A 19,959-nucleotide genomic window follows, 5' to 3' on the forward strand; every position below is an offset into this window, starting at 1 on the left:
TATCTCATAAAATAATCCATGTATAAAATAGTTTATTCTATTTTGTTTATTGCAGAAAAACAGTCAATTTGTATCATTAAAATTAATTCATCATATCAATGAAAAAGCACAGTAATCTCTATCTTTTTTTAATAGCCGTGATTTCGGCTATGGGCGGTTTGCTTTTTGGTTACGACTGGGTCGTAATCGGTGGAGCTAAGCCCTTTTATGAACAATATTTTGATATTGCGGGAAATCCGGCTTTGCAGGGTTGGGCGATGAGTAGCGCGCTTATCGGATGTCTGGTAGGTGCTTTGATCGCAGGTAAGTTTAGCGACCGGTTCGGACGCAAGCCTATATTGATACTGGCTGCTGCCCTTTTCACATTGACATCTCTCGGTACGGGAGCAGCCAATAGTTTCGCATTGTTTAATGTATTCAGGCTTATCGGAGGTTTTGCCATAGGTATCGCATCCAGTCTTTCTCCCATGTATATTGCCGAGATAGCTCCGGCAAAAATACGGGGCCGGTTTGTTTCAATTAATCAGCTGACTGTGGTGCTGGGCATACTGGCGTCGCAAGTCGTGAACTGGCTTATAGCGGAGCCTGTTGCTGCAGATGCGACAGCCGAGATGATACGTACGTCCTGGAACGGGCAATGGGGTTGGCGCTGGATGTTCTGGGCGATGATGGTTCCTGCCGTTCTGTTTTTTATTTTCAGTTTTATATTACCCGAAAGTCCGCGTTGGCTGGCTTCTAATAATAAAATAGAAGCAGCGCGTAAGGTATTCGCCCGTATAGGAGGAAGTGCTTATGCCGAAGAACAACTGGCCGAAATAGAAGAAAGCAAAGGACAAGAAAAAAGTCATCAGGGCGGTTTCCGGCAACTACTGCATCCGTCACTGCGAAAGGTACTCATTATAGGAGTCGTACTGGCTGTTTTCCAGCAATGGTGCGGAATTAATGTAATATTTAATTATGCACAGGAAATATTTATGGAAGCCGGTTATGGCGTTTCGGACGTTTTAATGAACATTGTCGTGACAGGTATCACCAATGTTATTTTTACAGTCATTGCAATGTTCGTTGTCGATAAGTGGGGACGTAAGGCTTTGCTGAAAATAGGAGCATTCGGGCTTACACTTATTTATGCTTTGATGGGTAGCGCGTATTTCTTCCACGTTTCGGGGCTGCCGTTACTTATCGTGGTTGTTATGGCAATAGCCTGTTATGCAATGACCCTGGCTCCTGTTATGTGGGTAGTAGTTTCCGAAATATATCCCAACCGTGTAAGAGGGGTGGCGATGTCTGTTGCGACCTTCGCTTTATGGACGGCCTGCTTCCTGCTTACATATACTTTCCCTTTGCTCAATACGGGATTGGGTGCCGCCGGTACCTTCTGGCTTTATGGAGGTATCTGTCTGTTAGGAGGTATCTTTGTTTGTGTCCGGGTGCCTGAGACGAAAGGAAAAAGTTTGGAAGAACTGGAAAAAGAACTCGTAAAATAAAATTTTAAAATATATAATAATGGAAAAAATAACGGAATATCTGATCCGTAGCACGGTCAGTACGAGCGAGGTACGTGCATGGGAAGAGGACATTATGCTGCCTACCTATGAAATAGGAGAGGAAGAAAAGAATCCAATATTTTTGGAAAAGCGTGTATATCAGGGGAGTAGCGGTTCTGTATACCCTTATCCTGTAGTAGAGAAAATCTCCGATGAGAAAAAAGATAAAAAGTATCATGCCGTATTTATTGAAAATGAATATATTAAGGTAATGATCCTGCCCGAATTGGGTGGACGTGTACACATGGCTTATGATAAAGTAAAGAAACGTCATTTCGTTTATTATAATCAGGTGGTAAAGCCGGCATTGGTAGGACTTACGGGACCTTGGATTTCCGGAGGTATCGAGTTTAACTGGCCGCAGCATCACCGTCCGTCCACTTTTCTTCCTACCGATTTTTCGATAGAAGAACATGAAGACGGCAGTAAGACTATCTGGTGTAGTGAAGTGGAACGTATGTTCCGTACCAAGGGCATGCAGGGATTCCGCTTGTATCCCGGAAAAGCCTATATAGAGATAAATGTAAAAGTTTATAACCGTACTTCATTCCCCCAGACTTTCTTGTGGTGGGCCAATCCTGCTGTTGTCGTGAACGAACACTATCACTCGGTGTTCCCGCCCGATGTAAATGCCGTGTTCGATCATGGCAAACGGGATGTTTCCAGTTTCCCTATAGCTACGGGAATATATTATAAACAGGATTATTCGGCAGGAGTCGATATTTCGAAATATAAAAATATTCCGGTTCCTACTTCCTATATGGCTATCAAGTCTAAATTTGATTTTGTAGGAGGATATGAGAATGATGTTAACGGCGGACTTCTTCATGTCGCTAATCATCACGTTTCACCGGGTAAAAAACAATGGACCTGGGGTAACGGAGATTTCGGTATTGCCTGGGATCGTAACCTTACAGACGAAGACGGGCCCTACATCGAGCTGATGACCGGTGTTTATACCGACAATCAGCCGGATTTTACTTGGTTACAGCCGTACGAAGAAAAATCATGGGTACAATATTTTATGCCTTATAGTGAAGTCGGTTATGTAAAGAATGCGACGAAAGATGCTATTCTCAACCTCGATGTAAAGGATGGTGAAGCTACCGTTATTTTATATACGACAGGTATTTATCCGGGGGTAAGAATAACGCTTAAAGATAAAAAAGGAAAGCTGCTGCTGGATAAAGAGACATGTATGTCTCCGGCCGAACCGTTTAAGACATCGGTAAAGGTAGGAGGTGTTGCACCGGAGGACCTGATTGCCGAAGTTCGTGATAAAGACGGTAAAGTCATGGTATCTTACCAGGCGGATAAACCTGAAATCAAACCGGTTCCCGATCCCGCGAAAGCTGCAAAAGATCCTAAGGATATCTCATCGATAGAACAGCTTTATCTCACGGGTCTGCATTTGGAACAATACCGGCATGCCACATATAATCCGTTGGATTATTATCAGGAAGCCTTACGCCGTGAACCGGGCGATGTCCGTTGTAACAATGCTATGGGATTATGGTTGATGAGAAAGGGCCGGTTTGCCGATGCAGAACCATATTTCAGAACCGCTATTGCCACATTGACGGAACGGAACCCTAATCCTTACGACGGAGAACCTTATTATAATCTGGGTTGGAGTTGCAAAATGCAGGGAAAGAACGACGAAGCTTATGAAGCGTTCTTTAAATCGGCTTGGAATGCGGCCTGGCAGGATCCTGCTTATTTCTCGGTAGCCCAAATAGATACGTTGCGGGGAAAATATACAGAAGCCCTGGACGCCATTGAACGTTCTTTGGTACGTAACTGGCATAATCATAAAGCACGTCAGTTGAAGTGTTCTGTTCTACGGAAATTGGGACGAACCGAAGAAGCGGTTTCCTGGGCAGACGATTCTCTGAAAATAGACCGTTTCAATATGGGATGTCGTTTCGAGAAATATTTGCTTACCCGTGATGAGAACGTGCTGGCTGAGATGAAATCATTGATGCGAGGCTGGTCTCACGGTTATATGGAATACGCACTTGATTTTGCAGGTGCAGGATTATATGATGAAGCTATAGAACTGTTGCAGGCTTATTTGTCCGGTGCTCATGATGTATATCCTATGATATATTGCGCTTTAGGATATTACTATTCTTTGAAAGGGGATAAAGAAAATTCCTTGAAATATTATAAGAAACTGGAAGAGGCCAATCCCGACCGTTGTTTCCCTAACCGTATCGAAGAGGTGAGCATGTTGCAGGATGCGATCAATAATAATCCCCAAGGGGCTAAGGCTAATTATTATCTGGGTAATTTCTGGTATGCTATGCGTCAATATGACAATGCTATTGCCTGCTGGGAAGAGTCGGTAAAACTCGATGATAAATATCCTACTGTATGGCGAAACTTGTCTTTGGCTTACTATAATAAGCTGAATGATAAATCGCTTGCTTTGAAAGCGATTGAAAAAGCTTTTGCTTTGGATGAAACCGACGCACGTATATTGATGGAACTCGACCAGCTTTATAAGAAACTGGGACGTGACCATGCCGGACGTTTGGCCTTACTGGAAAAATATATTGATTTGACCGATTCGCGGGATGACCTGTCTATAGAACGTATTACTCTTTATAATCAACTGGGACGTTATGAAGAAGCCCGTAAGCTGATAGCTGCCCGTAAGTTCCATCCCTGGGAGGGCGGTGAAGGAAAAATCACCGGACAATATGTACTTTGCCGGATTGAATTGGCTAAAATAGCGATTAAAGAAGGACGTTTTGCAGATGCATTATCTTTGCTGAAAGAAACGGAATCATATCCTCATAATTTGGGAGAAGGTAAATTGGCCGGAGCGGAAGAGAATGATATACATTATTATATGGGTGTAGCCTATCGCGGACTGGGACAAGAAAAAGATGCAGTGGAATGCTTTAAGAAGGCGACCGAAGGATCGGCCGAAGCTAAACAGGCGTTTTTCTATAATGACCAGCAGCCCGATAAGATATTCTACCAGGGATTGGCATGGCGTGCATTGGGATGTGAAGATAGAGCCCGCAGCCGTTTCAATAACCTGATTAAAAATGGAGAGAAACATTTGTTTGATAAGTGCCGGATAGATTATTTCGCCGTGTCGTTACCCGACCTTGCTATTTGGGATGATGATTTGAACAAAAGGAATAAGATTTATTGCAATTATGTGATGGGATTGGGATTCCTTGGTTTGAACGATCTGACAAAAGCAACTGAATTCTTAAGAGAGGTTAAGAACCTGGATGTGAACCATCAGGGAGGACAAATTCATTTAAATCTTTGTGAACTATGAAAAAGTCGGGAATGCCGGTGGTATGTTTATGGGTTGTAGCTGTTCTTTCAGGCTTGGTAATGCCGGGCCTGGAAGCGGCGAATACCTATAGATTGTATTCGCCAGATCGGAAACTGGAACTAACGGTAACATTGGGTACCGATGTAAAATACCAGTTAAAGTACAGTAAGAAACAAATAGTAGAACCGTCGGAAATAGGAATGAGCCTTGCGGATGGTTCGCAATGGGGTATAAATCCCGTAGTAATAGGTGAATCCGAAAGAACGGTTGATGAAAAAGTCTTTCCGGTTTGTGGCAAATTTTCCTCTGTCCGGGATAATTTTAGAGAACTCAAATTACAGATGAAAGACGGATATAGTCTTTATTTCCGTATATATAATGAAGGCATGGCTTATCGTTTCGAAGGAAACAGACTGGTCTCCGATTCTGTAACGGTATTGAATGAAACCGCCACGTTTCGTTTGGCAAATGACCCCGGTGTGATATTGGGTGAAACACAGAATTTTACCGCATGGGAATTAAGCAATGTGGTGTATAATTCTGTTTCGGAAATCAAACAGGATACCTATGGTATTACTCCTACGGTATTTAGTGATAAAAAGCAGGGATTAACGGTGGTTGTCGCCGAGTCCGACCTGAATGACTATCCCGGTATGTATCTTCGTAAAGATAACGGGATTATGAACGGTTTCTGGGCTAAATCCCCTAAAGAGATCGTAATGGGCAGCTGGGGAAATTTCGTAACGGTGGTAAAGGACCGTTATGATTATCTGGCCCGTACCGCAGGGAATAACCAGTATCCCTGGCGGGTAGTGATCGTAACGGACGATGACAGGGAATTGCTGACAAATGAAATGATATATTTGTTAGCGAAACCTAATCAGCTGGCCGATACATCCTGGATTCGTCCGGGTAAAGCGACATGGGAATGGTGGCATTGTGCGATTTTGGAAAATGCACCGTTTGAATCGGGACATAAAAAACTTTCCACCCGGTTGTATAAATACTATATTGATTTTGCTGCGGAAAACAAACTGGAATATTTATTGATAGATGCGGGATGGTCCAATTTGTTCCGGCCGAATGAGCTGAACCCGAATGTAGATGTAAAAGAGATTATACGTTACGGAAAAGAAAAGAATGTAGGAGTATGGTTGTGGACGGTGGCTTCTACTTTGATACATCATCCTCATAAATATCTCGATTCAATAAGCGAATGGGGAGCTGCAGGTGTAAAAATAGACTTTTTCGACCGGGATGATAATTTAATAATCAGGGAATATGAAAACCTGGCGAAAGCGTGTGCGGATCGCAAACTTTTGGTGGATTTTCACGGTTGCAGCAAGCCTACCGGTTTACATCGTGCTTATCCGAATATATTAAATTATGAGGCTACACGGTGTGCCGAATGCCATAAGTGGGATACATCCTCCAATCCCGATTATCGCATGCAGTTTATTTTCGGCCGTATGTTGGCCGGTGGTTTGGATTATACACCGGGTGCGATGAGGAATGCGACCCGCGAGAATTTTAAACCGATAGATCCGGGATTGCCGTTCGGTTTGGGAACCCGTTGTCAGGAATTAGCAATGTATGTCGTATTTGACAGCCAGTTTACGATGTTGAGCGATTCACCCGATGAATATCGTAAATATCCCGATATCCTGAAATATTTGTCGGCTGTACCCGTTTCTTTTGATGATACCCGGGCTTTGTCTGCCAAAGTGGGAGAATATGCCTTGATGGCGAAAAGAAAAGGAGCTGATTGGTATGTGGGCGGAATGACGAACTGGACTTCCCGGGATATGACAGTCGATTTTTCATTCTTACCTCAGGGGCAGCAGTATGTGGCCGAAATCTATAAAGATGGAAAAGATGCCGGTACGAATGCCAATTCTTATGTATATGAAACTCTTACGGTAGATTCCGGAACAAAGATGAATGTCTGGCTGGCTCCCGGAGGAGGAATAGCTATGCGCCTTAGTCCTGCTTCTCGGTCAGGAAAATAATATGTATGATAGAACGGGATCGTCATTGGAGGACGATCTCGTTTTGTTTTTTAATAGGAGATACCTGAAAGACTTTAATGGAATATATTATGAGTAGAATAACCTTAAATGCATTGCGTAAAATAACGTTTTCTGCTATTATGCTGGCAGGAAGTATGATGTTGTTTGCAAGACCCGTGCTTCCGGTACTTTTTTCCGATAATATGATTTTGCAGCAAAGGACGGAAGCTCCTGTCTGGGGAAGTGCTATTCCGGGAAAGAATGTGAGAATATGGACCTCCTGGAACGGTAATGAAAAAATTGTGAGGTGTGGTGACGATGGGAAATGGAAAACAACAATAGAGACACCGGCGGCCGGGGGGCCTTACCGGATAACCGTTTCGGACGGGAAAAAACTTGAATTGAAAAATGTAATGGTAGGGGAAGTTTGGATATGTTCCGGCCAGTCCAACATGGAAATGCCCCTGGCTGGTTGGGGGAAGGTTCAGAATTTTGAAAAAGAGATCGCTTCTGCTGGTTATCCTGCTATACGTTTGTTGCAAATTAAGAAAACGACGGCTCCGGGACCTTCGTCCGAAGTGTACGCGACTTCGGGTGGCTGGAATGAATGTTCACCGGAGACAGTCGGTAATTTTTCGGCAGTCGCTTATTTTTATGCGCGGGAATTACACCGCCGGTTGAATGTTCCGGTCGGTGTAATAGATGTTACATGGGGCGGTACGCCTGCTGAAGCATGGATAAGCGGTGATGCATTGGAATATTTGCCGGAATATAAGAAGAGTATCGAACGGGCTCGTCAGGCCGCTGAAAATCCGTCAGAAGCAGAACGAGCTTATAACCGGGAGATGAGCGATTGGAACGATCGGATTATGTCTTTAGATAAAGGTTATGCCGGAACCGATCCGGTATGGGCTGCATCAGGTAATTTGTCCGGACAGTGGAAAACTATGAATATTCCGGCATTCATGGAAAAAACATTGGGTGATGATTTTGACGGGATAGTATGGTTCCGTAAGGATGTGGAAATTCCCCGTGAATGGTTGGGGAAGGACATGAAGCTCGAACTGGGACCGATCGATGATGAAGATATATGTTTCTTTAACGGAGTAGAGATAGGACGGACATCCGGCTATAATGTAGAACGGCACTATACGGTTCCGGCCCGTTTATTGCGAAAAGGAAAGAATGTGCTTGCCGTTAGGGTTTGCGATACGGGAGGGGAAGGTGGTATTTACGGACAGCCTGAACAATTATATATTTCGAATGGGAGCGAACGTATATCGCTTGCCGGAGAATGGCAGTACGGTATAGGCCTTATCAGCCGGGAATTTCCGCCCCGTCCTGTCTCAGTCTTTTCGGGAGCCGGATACCCGTCTGTTTTGTATAATGCTATGTTGCATCCGCTGATCCCTTATGCTATGCAAGGGGTTATATGGTATCAGGGTGAAGCGAATGAAAACAGGGCTTGGCAGTATCGTGACCTCTTTCCGTTGCTTATACGTGACTGGAGAAATCGGTGGGGGCGTGATTTTCCGTTCTATTTCGTTCAGTTAGCCGGATTCAGAGCTCCTATAGATGAACCGGGCGAATCTGACTGGGCTGAATTGAGAGAAGCGCAATTAAAGGCATTGTCGCTGGAACATACAGGAATGGCGGTTACGATAGATATAGGGGATGCAAGAGATATACACCCCAAGAACAAGCAGGAAGTGGGTCGCCGGCTTTCACTGATAGCCATGGCGAATACTTATGGGAAACCGGAAACTTTCTCAGGACCTCTCTATGATAAATATACCATAAGAAAAGACACGATAGAAATTTCATTTATCCATACCGGAGAGGGACTAGTCGCAAAAGACGGAGTATTGAAAGGCTTTTCTGTAGCCGGAACGGATCATCATTATTATTGGGCAGAAGCTATTATCAGGGGAGATAAAGTTTTAGTTTATTCGGATAAAGTTCCTTATCCTGTAGCAGTCCGGTATGGCTGGGCTAGTAACCCGGAATGTACTCTTTATAATAAAGCAGGGCTTCCGGCATCTCCTTTCCGCACCGATGATTGGCCGGGCGTGACTTATGGGAATAAATAAGATAACGAAATGGAAAAAATATTATATGGGCTTTTCTTCGTGTTAATATGTTGGGGAAGCCCGGTATATGGAATGAAACTGACGGATTATGTAAATCCGTTTATCGGGACGGGTGCGGTAACGGGAAGTCTTTCGGGAAATAATTATCCCGGAGCGACAGTGCCTTTCGGAATGGTTCAGCTGAGCCCGGATACCCGGGTTGCTCCGGACTGGGCACAGGCCTCCGGGTATGATTATAACGACAATACTATTATCGGTTTCAGCCATACCCGGCTAAGCGGAACCGGAGCGTCTGACTTTATAGATATTCTGTTGATGCCTACGGTAAATAACCGGATGACGGAAGCGGCGGAGCCGAAAGAATTCCATAACGGATATCAATCTTTTTTTTCTCATCAGGAAGAGTCGGCCCGTCCCGGATATTATCAGGTATTCCTCAAAGATTACAAAATAAAAGCGGAACTTTCTGCGACCGTTCATGTGGGCATGCATCGCTATACTTATCCTTTCGGACAAGAGCAACACGTTATACTGGACCTTGACCATTCGGCCAATAAAGCCAGTTGGTCGAGAAAAATAATCAATGCCCAGATACGCCTGGTAGATAATTATACGATCGAAGGCTATCGTATAATAACAGGTTGGGCGAAACTCAGGAAAATATATTTTCGTATGGAACTTTCAAAACCGGTAACGACTTGTACGCTTGTCGATGGAGACCGGAGGTATGAAAATATGCCTGTGATAAACGGGACTTGTTTAAAAGCGGTATTTGATTTCGGAAAGGCCGGTAAGGAACCGTTGCTTGTTAAGGTCGCTCTTTCTCCCGTATCGGTGGAAAATGCGCGTGAGAATATGAGGAAGGAAACTTTGAACAAAAGTTTTGACGATGTTGTGGCCGAAGCGGATAATGCATGGGAACAAGAACTGGGAAAGATATATGTAAAGGGTAGCCGGTTAAAAAAAGAAATATTTTATACCGCACTGTATCATACAATGGTACAACCCAATACGATGTCCGATGTGAACGGGGAATACATGGCTGCCGATTATTCGGTAAGGACATTGAAAAACGACGAAAAGCATTACTCTACATTCTCTTTATGGGATACTTTCAGGGCGGCCCATCCTTTATATACGCTGATGCATCCCCGCCGGGTGACGGATTTTGTCAATAGTATGATACGCCAATATGATTATTACGGTTATCTGCCGGTCTGGCAATTATGGGGACAGGATAATTATTGCATGATAGGGAACCATTCCATTCCTGTTATTGCGGATGCTGTGTTGAAAGGCATACCCGGAATCGATGTAAATAAAGCCTATGAGGCTGTTTATAACAGCTCTTGTATTTCACATCCTAATTCTCCGTTCGATATTTGGGAAAAATACGGCTATATGCCTGAGAACTTGCAAACGCAGTCGGTCTCTATTACATTGGAGCAATCGTACGACGATTGGTGTGTTGCCCGTCTGGCCCGGAAATTAGGGAAAAGCAAAGATTACAGGCGTTTTGAAAGACGTTCGGAATTTTATAAAAATCTGTATGATTTTGAAACGAATTTTTTTCGTCCTAAAAATAATACGGGCGATTGGATAAAACCTTTCGATCCCTATAAATATGGTGCGAATGGCGGTTATCCTTTTACCGAAGGAAATGCATGGCAATATTACTGGTACGTTCCTCACCAGATAAAAACACTGATAGAACTGACGGGGGGCGATAAAGCGTTTATCTCCAAGCTGGATGAATTTTTTACCACCGAACATATAAGCAGAGAGCTGAACGATAACGCTTCGGGGTTTATCGGTCAATATGCCCACGGGAATGAGCCCAGCCACCATGTGGCATATTTGTATAATTATGCCGGAGCTCCGTGGAAGACACAAAAATATGTGGCTTGTATTTTGGACAGTCTTTATAATAATACTTCGGCCGGTTATGCAGGGAATGACGATTGCGGGGAAATGTCGGCCTGGTATGTATTCAGCGCTATGGGTTTTTATCCTGTTAATCCTGTAGGCGGAATATATGTGATAGGTACTCCCGGAGTAGACGGAAGCGTGATGACCCTGGAGAACGGAAATAAATTCGAAATAAAAGTTCTGCGTAAAACTCCGCATGATATTTATATACAATCTGTCACACTCAATGGACGGAAATATGATAAGACGTATATCACCCATGAAGACATATTATCGGGAGGAATGCTTGAATTTAAGATGGGGCCGGAACCCTCTGACTGGGGAAAGGAAAGTCCCCTTGAAATATAGTAACTTAAAATCGATGTAATATGAAAAAGATAATGATTACAATCTTGTGTATGTTCCTGTTTTTGCTTCATGCAGGAATCATGAAAGCAGAGGTGAGTTCCAGGGCGTTATCCGCTGGCTGGACGTTCCGTCAGGCCCGCTCTGAATTCTGGTATCCTGCTGCCGTCCCCGGTTGTGTACATACCGATTTGATGGCAAACAGAATTATAGAAGACCCTTTTTTCAGACTGAATGAGAGGGGAGTTCAATGGGTAGATAAGGAAGACTGGTTTTACCAGACCTATTTTGATATTACGGATGAGGAACAAAATGCAGTGAATCAGATATTGGTATTCAAGGGACTGGATACTTATGCCGATGTATATCTGAATGGAAAACCGTTATTGAACGCGAATAATATGTTCCGTGAATGGCGTTGCGATGTAAAAGGATTGTTAAAGGATAAGCAGAATCATCTTGAAGTCTATTTTCACTCTCCTGTCAAGATAGACGTGCCAAAATGGGAATCTTTACCTTACCAATATTCAACCGGACCTGACCAGGCCGAAAATGGAGGGTTGTTCGATAAACGTATAAGCATATGGGCCAGAAAAGCCGGTTATCATTACGGATGGGATTGGGGACCGCGTCTGGTCACTTCGGGTATCTGGAGACCTGTATTTCTGGAAGTGTGGAATACGGCCCGAATTGATAATGTTCAGTTGATACAAAAAAATGTCACGGCAAAAAAAGCGGAGTTGAGTACGGTAGTAGAAATCCTGTCGGACGGGAATATTGAAAATGCCAGGGTAATTTTGACTGCAGATGGTAAAGAATATGCTGTAAAAAACATAAAACTGAAACCGGGAATAAATACTGTGTGCCTGGATTATGTTATACCTTGTCCCCGTTTATGGTGGTGCAACGGATTGGGGGAGCCCTATTTATATAAGTTCTGTACCACTGTTGAGATAGAAGGTCAAAAAGCCGATGCAAAATTGGAAAATATAGGATTGCGTTCACTTAAACTTATTTCAGAAAAAGATAAATATGGAAAATCTCTTTATTTCGAATTGAACGGACATAAAGTTTTCATGAAAGGAGCCAATCTGGTGCCGTGCGATAATTTTCTGCCCCGGGTGACAGATTCAATATATGAGAAGACCGTTGCCGATGCACGCGATGTGAATATGAACATGCTTCGCGTGTGGGGCGGTGGTATTTATGAAGATGATGCCTTTTATAAATATTGCGATAAATACGGTATTCTGGTATGGCAGGATTTTATGTTTGCCTGTTCCACCTATCCGGCGGATTCCGCTTTTCTTGAAAATGTACGGCAGGAGGCCGTATATAACGTGAAACGATTACGTAACCATCCTTGCATAGCTGTTTGGTGCGGAAATAACGAATGTCAGGATATCTGGTTCGGGTGGGGAGGAAAAAAGAAAATGTATGAAGAGCAGGGATATGCCGATATTATCTGGGAACAATTTCATAATCTCTTTTTCGGAGTATTGCCGGAAGTCGTGAAACAATACGCAGGAGGCATATCGTACAGGCCCTCTTCTCCGTTTGCTTTTGACGACACTCCCAGTGACGGTATAAACGGTGATGACCATTATTGGGGAGTGTGGCACGGCCGGGAACCCATAGGCAACTATAATGTGAAACGTGCCCGTTTTTTCAGTGAATACGGTTTTCAGTCATTTCCCGAATATGAATCGGTAAAGATATATGCTCCGGATAAAAGGGATCAATATATAACGTCGGAAGTGATGATGGCACATCAGCGGGCCGGTAATTATGCTAATAAACTTATCGAAGAGTATATAGAAAAAGAATATAGGAAACCAGCCGATTTCGAATCGTTTTTGTACGTAGGGATGATATTGCAGGGCGACGCCATAAAAACGGCGATAGAAGCTCATAGGCGGGACATGCCTTATTGTATGGGATCGTTGTTCTGGCAGCACAATGATTGCTGGCCGGTAGCTTCATGGTCGAGCCGTGATTATTACGGACGCTGGAAAGCCCAGCATTATTTTGCCAAAAACGCATTTGCGGATATATTGGTTTCTCCTTTGGTGGCGGACGATACGGTTACTGTCCATGTCGTTTCGGACAGGCTGAAAAATGAGAAGGGTACGTTTCGGTTGAAAGTAATGGATTTGAAAGGGACTCAGATTTTTGAGCAGGTCAGTCGTCTTACCGTTCCTGCGAATACTTCGGAGAAAGTATTTACGGGTTCGTTGAAGAAGATGATCGGAAACGAACAACCCGGAGATGTCCTTCTCTATGTTGAATTTAGAACGAAAGATAAGCTGTACCGGAATATAGGTTATGCGGTAAAACAGAAAGATATGAATTATCCTAAAGCTCATATCTCCAGTTCGGTAAAGAAAGTGGACGGAGGTTACGAAATAACGCTTACGAGCGATAATTTTGCCCGGGGAGTCTTTATGTCCATAGATGGCATTCGTAATTTCTTTGAAGATAATTATTTTGATATTCTTCCCGGTGAAAGCCGCATGGTAAAAGTCAATACAGCTTTAACAGAGAAAGAATTTAAAGAACAATTAAAGATCGTTTCATTAGGCGATTATTATGGAGGCTGATTGAGTATTAGCCGTTATTTGATTGGTTGATTGATTAGGCCGGGTATCATATCCGGCCTTTTTATATTTATTCTTATATAATTTTAAAATATATATATATGATTTTATGCATTGTAAACATGAATTTTAACTATTGATAAAAAATAGAATACTTTATTTTTTTGAAATTATGGATATATTCCTATATTTGCACCGGAAAATAAAAGAATAATACGTGTGGATTAATAGACAGCCGGTAGATTCTGTTGCCGGTAGATATTTTTGAAAATAAACCCGGCTTAAAAAGTTTATTCACGGCATTATTGGAATTAATCCAGGTAAATTAAGCGTGATAAGAAAAACGGATGGCAGCGATTTCTGACGATAAATATTGGTTTGCCGTGTATACGGCTCCGAGAGCCGAGAAGAGAGTAAAAGAGCGGTTTGATATGGCGGGTATTGAAAACTATTTGCCTATACAGACCGTTGTAAGGCAGTGGCATGACCGTCGTAAGAAAGTAGATGTACCTGTTATGCCCGGATATATTTTTGTATATATTGACAGAAGTCAATATAAGGATGTCCTGATGACGTATGGGGCGCTTGCCTTTCTTCGGGAAGAGGGAACACCGGTCGCTATTCCCGACGTACAAATAAAAAATCTTCGCAGTATGGTCGAGCTGAGTACCGGTATGGTGGAATTCAGCCAGGAAGATCTCTCGGTAGGAACTCCGGTGGAAATTACGAAGGGTGATTTGCTCGGACTGGTCGGGGAGTTGGTGGAGATTAAAGGTAGACATAAAGTAGCTGTCCGTATTCAGGGACTGGGTTATGCACTTACTACGCTAAGCCTTAGTTTCTTGAAAAAACTGTAAATTACATAGCAATTCGTTTGCTAAAAATAAATATATGCGGTATTTTTGCCGCAACAAATTTTATCTTTTTTTTCGTTACTAATATGTTAGTGACGAGCTTTTTTGTATCTTATTTTATTCTAAAAAATCACGTAACCATTTTAAATTAATTGTGTTTTGCAGGAAATAAAAGTTTCTGTTATAGGCTGTAATGTTAATTTTTTATGTTGTTGAACTTATATATATTGGAATAAATAAGGCTATTCCAAATAATGTATTAAAAAATAGGAAGTTAATTATAATCATGTAATGCGGATCTTACAAATAAATACCGTGTGTGGTTACGGCAGTACAGGGCGTATTGCAGTGGATATAGCTTTGGAAGCCGAAAATCGGGGACATGAATGTTATATTGCGTATGGGCATGGAACAACGACATATCACCGGGCTTATCAAATAGGCACATATGTAGAAAGGAAAAGCCATAATGTTTTATCCCGGCTGACAGGCCGCCAGGCTTTGTATTCTGTAAGAGGAACGAAGCTATTTATTCGATGGATAGAGGATTTACAACCCGATGTGATACATTTACACAATATTCATGGACATTATTTGAATATGGAAATTCTTTTTGAATTTCTTAAAAGATATGACCGTCCGGTAATATGGACTTTCCATGACTGCTGGCCTTTTACAGGCCATTGCGCTTATTTTGATTTTGTGAGTTGCAGTAAATGGAAAGAGCATTGTAACCGATGTCCTAATTTAAAAGCTTATCCGCCTTCGTTAGTGGACTCTACTTTTCAAATGTTTTCTAAAAAGAAAAGTCTTTTCACTGGTTTGAATAATATGATTATTGTAACTCCGTCTTTCTGGTTGTCCCATAAGGTAAAAGAATCTTTTTTATCAGGATATGAGACGATTGTAATTAATAACGGTATAGATACAAATATATTTAAACCGGTTCCAACCGATGAATTAAGAATGAATTTAGGCTTGGAACAGAAAATTGTATTATTAGGGGTTTCTTCGGAAGGATTTATCGGACGCAAGGGACTGAATTATTTTGTAGAACTAAGCAAACGGCTCGGTTCGGAATATAAACTTATATTAATTGGAGCAGATCGTGCGGATAGAAAATCTCTCTCCTCCGATGTAATAGCCGTTGAAAGGACTGATAACATTAATCAGTTAGTTCAGTATTATTCTTTAGCCGATGTATTTATAAATCCTACATTGGAAGATAATTATCCTACGGTAAATCTGGAAGCGTTGTCTTGTGGTACCCCCGTTTTGACTTTCGATACAGGGGGAAGTCCCGAAAGTCTGGAAAAAAATACAGGGATCGTAATTTCTAAAAATGATTTACCTGAATTGTTGAATGCTGTAAATTCCATGAATTCTGTTTTTAAAAAGAACTTTTCTGCGATTTGCCGCGAAAAAGCAGTAATGAATTTCAGTAAATCCGTTTTTGTAGATAAATACATGCAATTATATAAACGATATAACTAATATATGCTACCCTATATAATACTTATCATGTATCTGATACTCTACCGCTTTATGTTCTTTCCTAAAAAGGACTTGAATAAAAAGCATAAAAAAATGTATATTATAGGAGCATTGATACCCATATTTATTATAGCAGGTTTTAGGGGAATAGATGTTGGAACAGATACTCCAAATTATATCAGAATATTTGAAGTAGCAGGATCGGTAAATTTTTTAGATAGTTATTCCGAATATTCAAGGCTGGAATATGGTTATAGGTACTTTATTTATTTTCTTGCTTCTTATTTTTCTCATCCGCAATGGCAATTTATTTTTGTCGCATTCTTTTCTTGTATAGGTATTGGGTATTTTGTATATCAGAATGCAAGAGAACCTTTTTTGGCAATCTTATTTTTTGTTACGTTAGGTTTTTTTGATTTTACTCTTTCAGGGGTGAGACAAACTATTGCAGTAACTGTAACGCTATTTCTTTTTTCATTTATAAAAAACAGAAAGTTACTCTGGTTCTTAGTCGGTATTTTTATTGCTGCATTGTTCCATAAATCGGCATTATTTTTCATACCGGCCTATTTTATTGCGAATAATCCGGTTAAGAAGAAAACGGTTATAGTGTATTTCCTGTCATTTTTTGTGCTTTTTCTGGTTGCGGACAAACTATTATTAGCGACAGCAGATGCTTTGGATTATAATTATGGTGTTGAAAGCACAGGAAACGGATATATATTCTTTTCGATAGTTTTAATTATAACCGTTTTGGCATTTAAATTCAACAAGTCGCTGATACGGCAAAATAGAGATAACCGCTTTATGATCAATATTAATTTCTGTAGTTTTATGCTATGGGGAGTACGGCTTATAAGCCGTACGGCAGAGCGGATAACGCTTTATTACATGCCCTATACTTATGTGTTACTGGAAGAGATAATAATGTCCCGGAGCGTTTCTATCAGGAGGCAATATTATTTTATTACCGTAGTGTGTTGTATTATATTATATTTCTATAGACTTCATAATAATACAAGTTTAAATCCTTATCAGTTTTGTTGAAGTGAAAGTATCTATATTTTCAAATTATATCAATCATCATGAAAAGCCCTTTTGTGATGTTTTGTATTCTCGTTTAGGAGCGGATTTTGTATTTATACAAACGCAAAAAATGGAAGAAGAACGCATATCTCAAGGGTGGAGTCTGGATGTTAAAGAAATTCCTTACGTGAAATGTTCGTACGAAGATAAAGAATTGTATGAAGAATGTTTAAAAATAGGAGAATGTAGTGATGTCGTTTTATTTGGTTCTGCGCCTTTCAAATTTATAGAAAAACGCGTAAGAAAAAACAAATTGACCTTTTATATAGCTGAACGTTTATTTCGTCGTGGATTCGTAAGAGCTTTTTATCCACCTTCATTTTTTAAAATATTAAAGAGATTTATTGTTCCGGGCAGGAAAAGTAATTTTTATATGTTGTGTGCTAGCGGATATACAGCATATGATGTTAATCGTCTGGCAGCGTTTAGAGGCCGTTGTTATAAATGGGCTCATTTTACTGAAGTCCGGGAATATGATATTGAACAATTGATGTGCAAAAAAAGTGGAAAAATTGAAATTTTATGGGCCGGACGTTTTTTAAAATTAAAACACCCTGAGTATGCAATCATGTTGGCAAAAAAGCTAAAGGAGGAGGATTATACTTTTCATATAAACATGATCGGTAGGGGTGAAGAAGAAGCTAAGTTGAAACTTTTGGTGAATGAATATGGGTTGGAAAATAATGTTTCCTTTTTGGGATTTATTGAGCCAGAAAAGGTTCGTAATTATATGGAAAGGTCCGATATTTTTTTATTTACCAGTGACTTCCGCGAGGGGTGGGGAGCTGTTTTGAATGAATCGATGAATGCTGGTTGTGCAGTAGTAGCTAGTCATGCAATAGGTGCTGTTCCTTTTTTGTTGGAACATGAAAAAACAGGATTGATTTATAAAAATGGAGATTTTCAGGATTTTTATGAAAAGGTTGTCTTTTTAATTAATAATGAAAAAAATAGAAAAAAAATGGGCAAGAATGCATATTTGAATATCTCAAAAAACTGGACTCCCGAGATAGCTGCCATTAGATTTCTGAAAACATTAAATGATGTTTTTTATTCAAAAAGTATGGTTCATTTTTCTTCAGGCGTGTTGAGTGTCGCTGATTGTTTAAATAATCATTGGTTTAAAACAGAGCAAAATGATAAAATCTAAAGAAGACTATTTATATTATTTGGAGTGTGATAAGATAGCGTTAAAGAAGAAAACAAAACGTCCTAGATATAAACATGATATAATTTGGATATATCAAAGACTCTTAAGGCGCTGTGAATATATTGAAAACTGCAAACATGGTTTTTGGTGGCATTTCATCGGTAAGTACTATAAATTTAAATATGTGGTTTTAAGTCAAAAATTAGGATTTTCGATCGGCTTTAATGTTATTGGACCAGGGCTATGTCTGGAACATTATGGGACTATTTTAATTCATCAGGATGCTATTGTAGGGGAAAATTGCCGGATTTTGCAAGGGGTTACTATCGGCTCGGATGTAGAAGATAAGGCACCGAAGATAGGGAACAATGTTTTTATTGCAGCCGGAGCAAAAGTATTGGGTGGCATTCGTATTGCTGACGGAGTTTGTATCGGAGCAAATGCAGTGGTAATAAAAGATATTCTTGAACCCAATATAACGGTTGGCGGTATTCCTGCCAGGAAAATAAGTGATAATAACTCCGATAAATATATTATTAAGGCGACAGAAATAGCAAGAGAGCAATGAAATATACAAATGATCCTTTAATAAGTATTATTATACCTGTTTATAATTCGGAAAGATATCTGGAGAAATGTGTAAATTCAGTTCTTAATCAAACATATAAGAATCTGGAAATTATATTGGTTGATGACGGATCGACCGATTTGTCTCCGAGAATGTGTGATGCTTTTTCTGTTCAGGATAGTCGTATAAAAGTTATACATCAAGAAAATCAGCGGCAAGCAGCCGCAAGAAATACGGGTATAGAAGTCGCTTCGGGAGAATATATTATGTTTGTTGATAGCGATGACTATATTGCTGACGACATGTGCGAGTATCTTATGGACGGTGCTCTTAGCTATCATGCCGATATTGCTATTTGTGGTTCTATGGCTGTTTGCTTGGATGGTACAATAAATTTCTCTAAAAAGAGCGATGGGGTAGTTGAGATGACGACCTATGAGGCTTTAAAAAGTTATGTTGAAACGGGGTCCGGTCTTTGTGCACAGACTCCCTGCGATAAATTATATAAAAGAGAGGCTATCGGAGAAATTCGTTTCCCGGTAGGAAAATGGTATGAAGACCTGGCTACTATTTACAGATTTGTAGCAAATGCTTCTAAGATTGTCTATTTGAATGAAGGTAAATATTATTATGTTGAGCATGAAATGTCTACTATGAAAAAAGCCTTTTCGAAGCATTCATTTGATACGGTTGAAGCTTATCATAATCTCGATTTATTTTTACGAAATAAATATCCCGATTTATGCTATTATGTGAACTGCAGTAAAATCGGTGCGATTTTTTATTGTGTGGGAGAGGCCTATAAGCAAGGTTTGTCAAAAGAATTAAACCGGGAAATTAACTGGGCTGTGAACCTTGTAAAAGATATAAATACTCCGTTAAATTTAAAGCAGAGATTACTAAGTATTTGTTTGGTTATAAATTGTGAAACATTTGGAAGATTATATAAAATATTTAAATAATTAGTTTTAAATCAAATATTTAGTTGG

At 40.7% G+C, this 19,959-nt stretch carries 12 protein-coding genes; all 12 read left to right on the forward strand.

The genetic code is table 11. The annotated features are described in order from the left end of the window. Positions 1-98: 98 nt before the first annotated feature. The 12 genes from OCV73_RS12240 (at position 99) to OCV73_RS12295 (ending at position 19,932) form a co-directional block, all read left to right on the forward strand. Complete coding sequence (locus OCV73_RS12240) at positions 99-1,487, forward strand: sugar porter family MFS transporter (protein ID WP_147552597.1); 1,389 nt, start codon at positions 99-101, stop codon at positions 1,485-1,487. 19 nt (positions 1,488-1,506) lie between these two features. Next, positions 1,507-4,848, forward strand: a complete 3,342-nt coding sequence (locus tag OCV73_RS12245) for a DUF5107 domain-containing protein (protein WP_147552599.1) — start codon at positions 1,507-1,509, stop codon at positions 4,846-4,848. Next, positions 4,845-6,857: a glycoside hydrolase family 97 protein gene (locus tag OCV73_RS12250; protein WP_262512961.1), complete on the forward strand. Its 2,013-nt coding sequence runs from the start codon at positions 4,845-4,847 to the stop codon at positions 6,855-6,857. The genes OCV73_RS12245 and OCV73_RS12250 overlap by 4 nt, the downstream gene beginning before the upstream one ends. A gap of 89 nt (positions 6,858-6,946) precedes the next feature. Next, positions 6,947-8,947, forward strand: coding sequence for a sialate O-acetylesterase (locus tag OCV73_RS12255; protein ID WP_262512962.1), 2,001 nt, complete (start codon positions 6,947-6,949; stop codon positions 8,945-8,947). A gap of 9 nt (positions 8,948-8,956) precedes the next feature. Beyond that, on the forward strand, positions 8,957-11,224 hold the full coding sequence (locus OCV73_RS12260; protein WP_147552601.1) for a GH92 family glycosyl hydrolase: 2,268 nt from the start codon (positions 8,957-8,959) through the stop codon (positions 11,222-11,224). A 20-nt stretch (positions 11,225-11,244) separates the two neighbouring features. Next, on the forward strand, positions 11,245-13,821 hold the full coding sequence (locus OCV73_RS12265; RefSeq protein WP_262512963.1) for a beta-mannosidase: 2,577 nt from the start codon (positions 11,245-11,247) through the stop codon (positions 13,819-13,821). A 344-nt stretch (positions 13,822-14,165) separates the two neighbouring features. After that, positions 14,166-14,675 (forward strand): UpxY family transcription antiterminator, encoded by a 510-nt coding sequence (locus OCV73_RS12270; RefSeq protein ID WP_147552603.1) that lies wholly within the window; start codon positions 14,166-14,168, stop codon positions 14,673-14,675. A 288-nt stretch (positions 14,676-14,963) separates the two neighbouring features. After that, positions 14,964-16,166: a glycosyltransferase gene (locus OCV73_RS12275; protein WP_147552604.1), complete on the forward strand. Its 1,203-nt coding sequence runs from the start codon at positions 14,964-14,966 to the stop codon at positions 16,164-16,166. A 3-nt stretch (positions 16,167-16,169) separates the two neighbouring features. Next, positions 16,170-17,213 (forward strand): EpsG family protein, encoded by a 1,044-nt coding sequence (locus OCV73_RS12280; protein ID WP_147552606.1) that lies wholly within the window; start codon positions 16,170-16,172, stop codon positions 17,211-17,213. 1 nt (position 17,214) lies between these two features. Then, on the forward strand, positions 17,215-18,402 hold the full coding sequence (locus tag OCV73_RS12285; RefSeq protein WP_147552608.1) for a glycosyltransferase family 4 protein: 1,188 nt from the start codon (positions 17,215-17,217) through the stop codon (positions 18,400-18,402). Continuing rightward, positions 18,389-18,970 (forward strand): serine O-acetyltransferase, encoded by a 582-nt coding sequence (locus OCV73_RS12290; RefSeq protein ID WP_147552610.1) that lies wholly within the window; start codon positions 18,389-18,391, stop codon positions 18,968-18,970. Before OCV73_RS12285 ends, OCV73_RS12290 begins: the two co-directional genes overlap by 14 nt. Then, a complete protein-coding gene (locus OCV73_RS12295; RefSeq protein WP_147552612.1) occupies positions 18,967-19,932 on the forward strand; it encodes a glycosyltransferase family 2 protein in 966 nt (321 codons plus the stop codon). The genes OCV73_RS12290 and OCV73_RS12295 overlap by 4 nt, the downstream gene beginning before the upstream one ends. Positions 19,933-19,959: the final 27 nt, after the last annotated feature.

The organism is Barnesiella propionica (assembly GCF_025567045.1).
Lineage (GTDB): Bacteria > Bacteroidota > Bacteroidia > Bacteroidales > Barnesiellaceae > Barnesiella_B > Barnesiella_B propionica.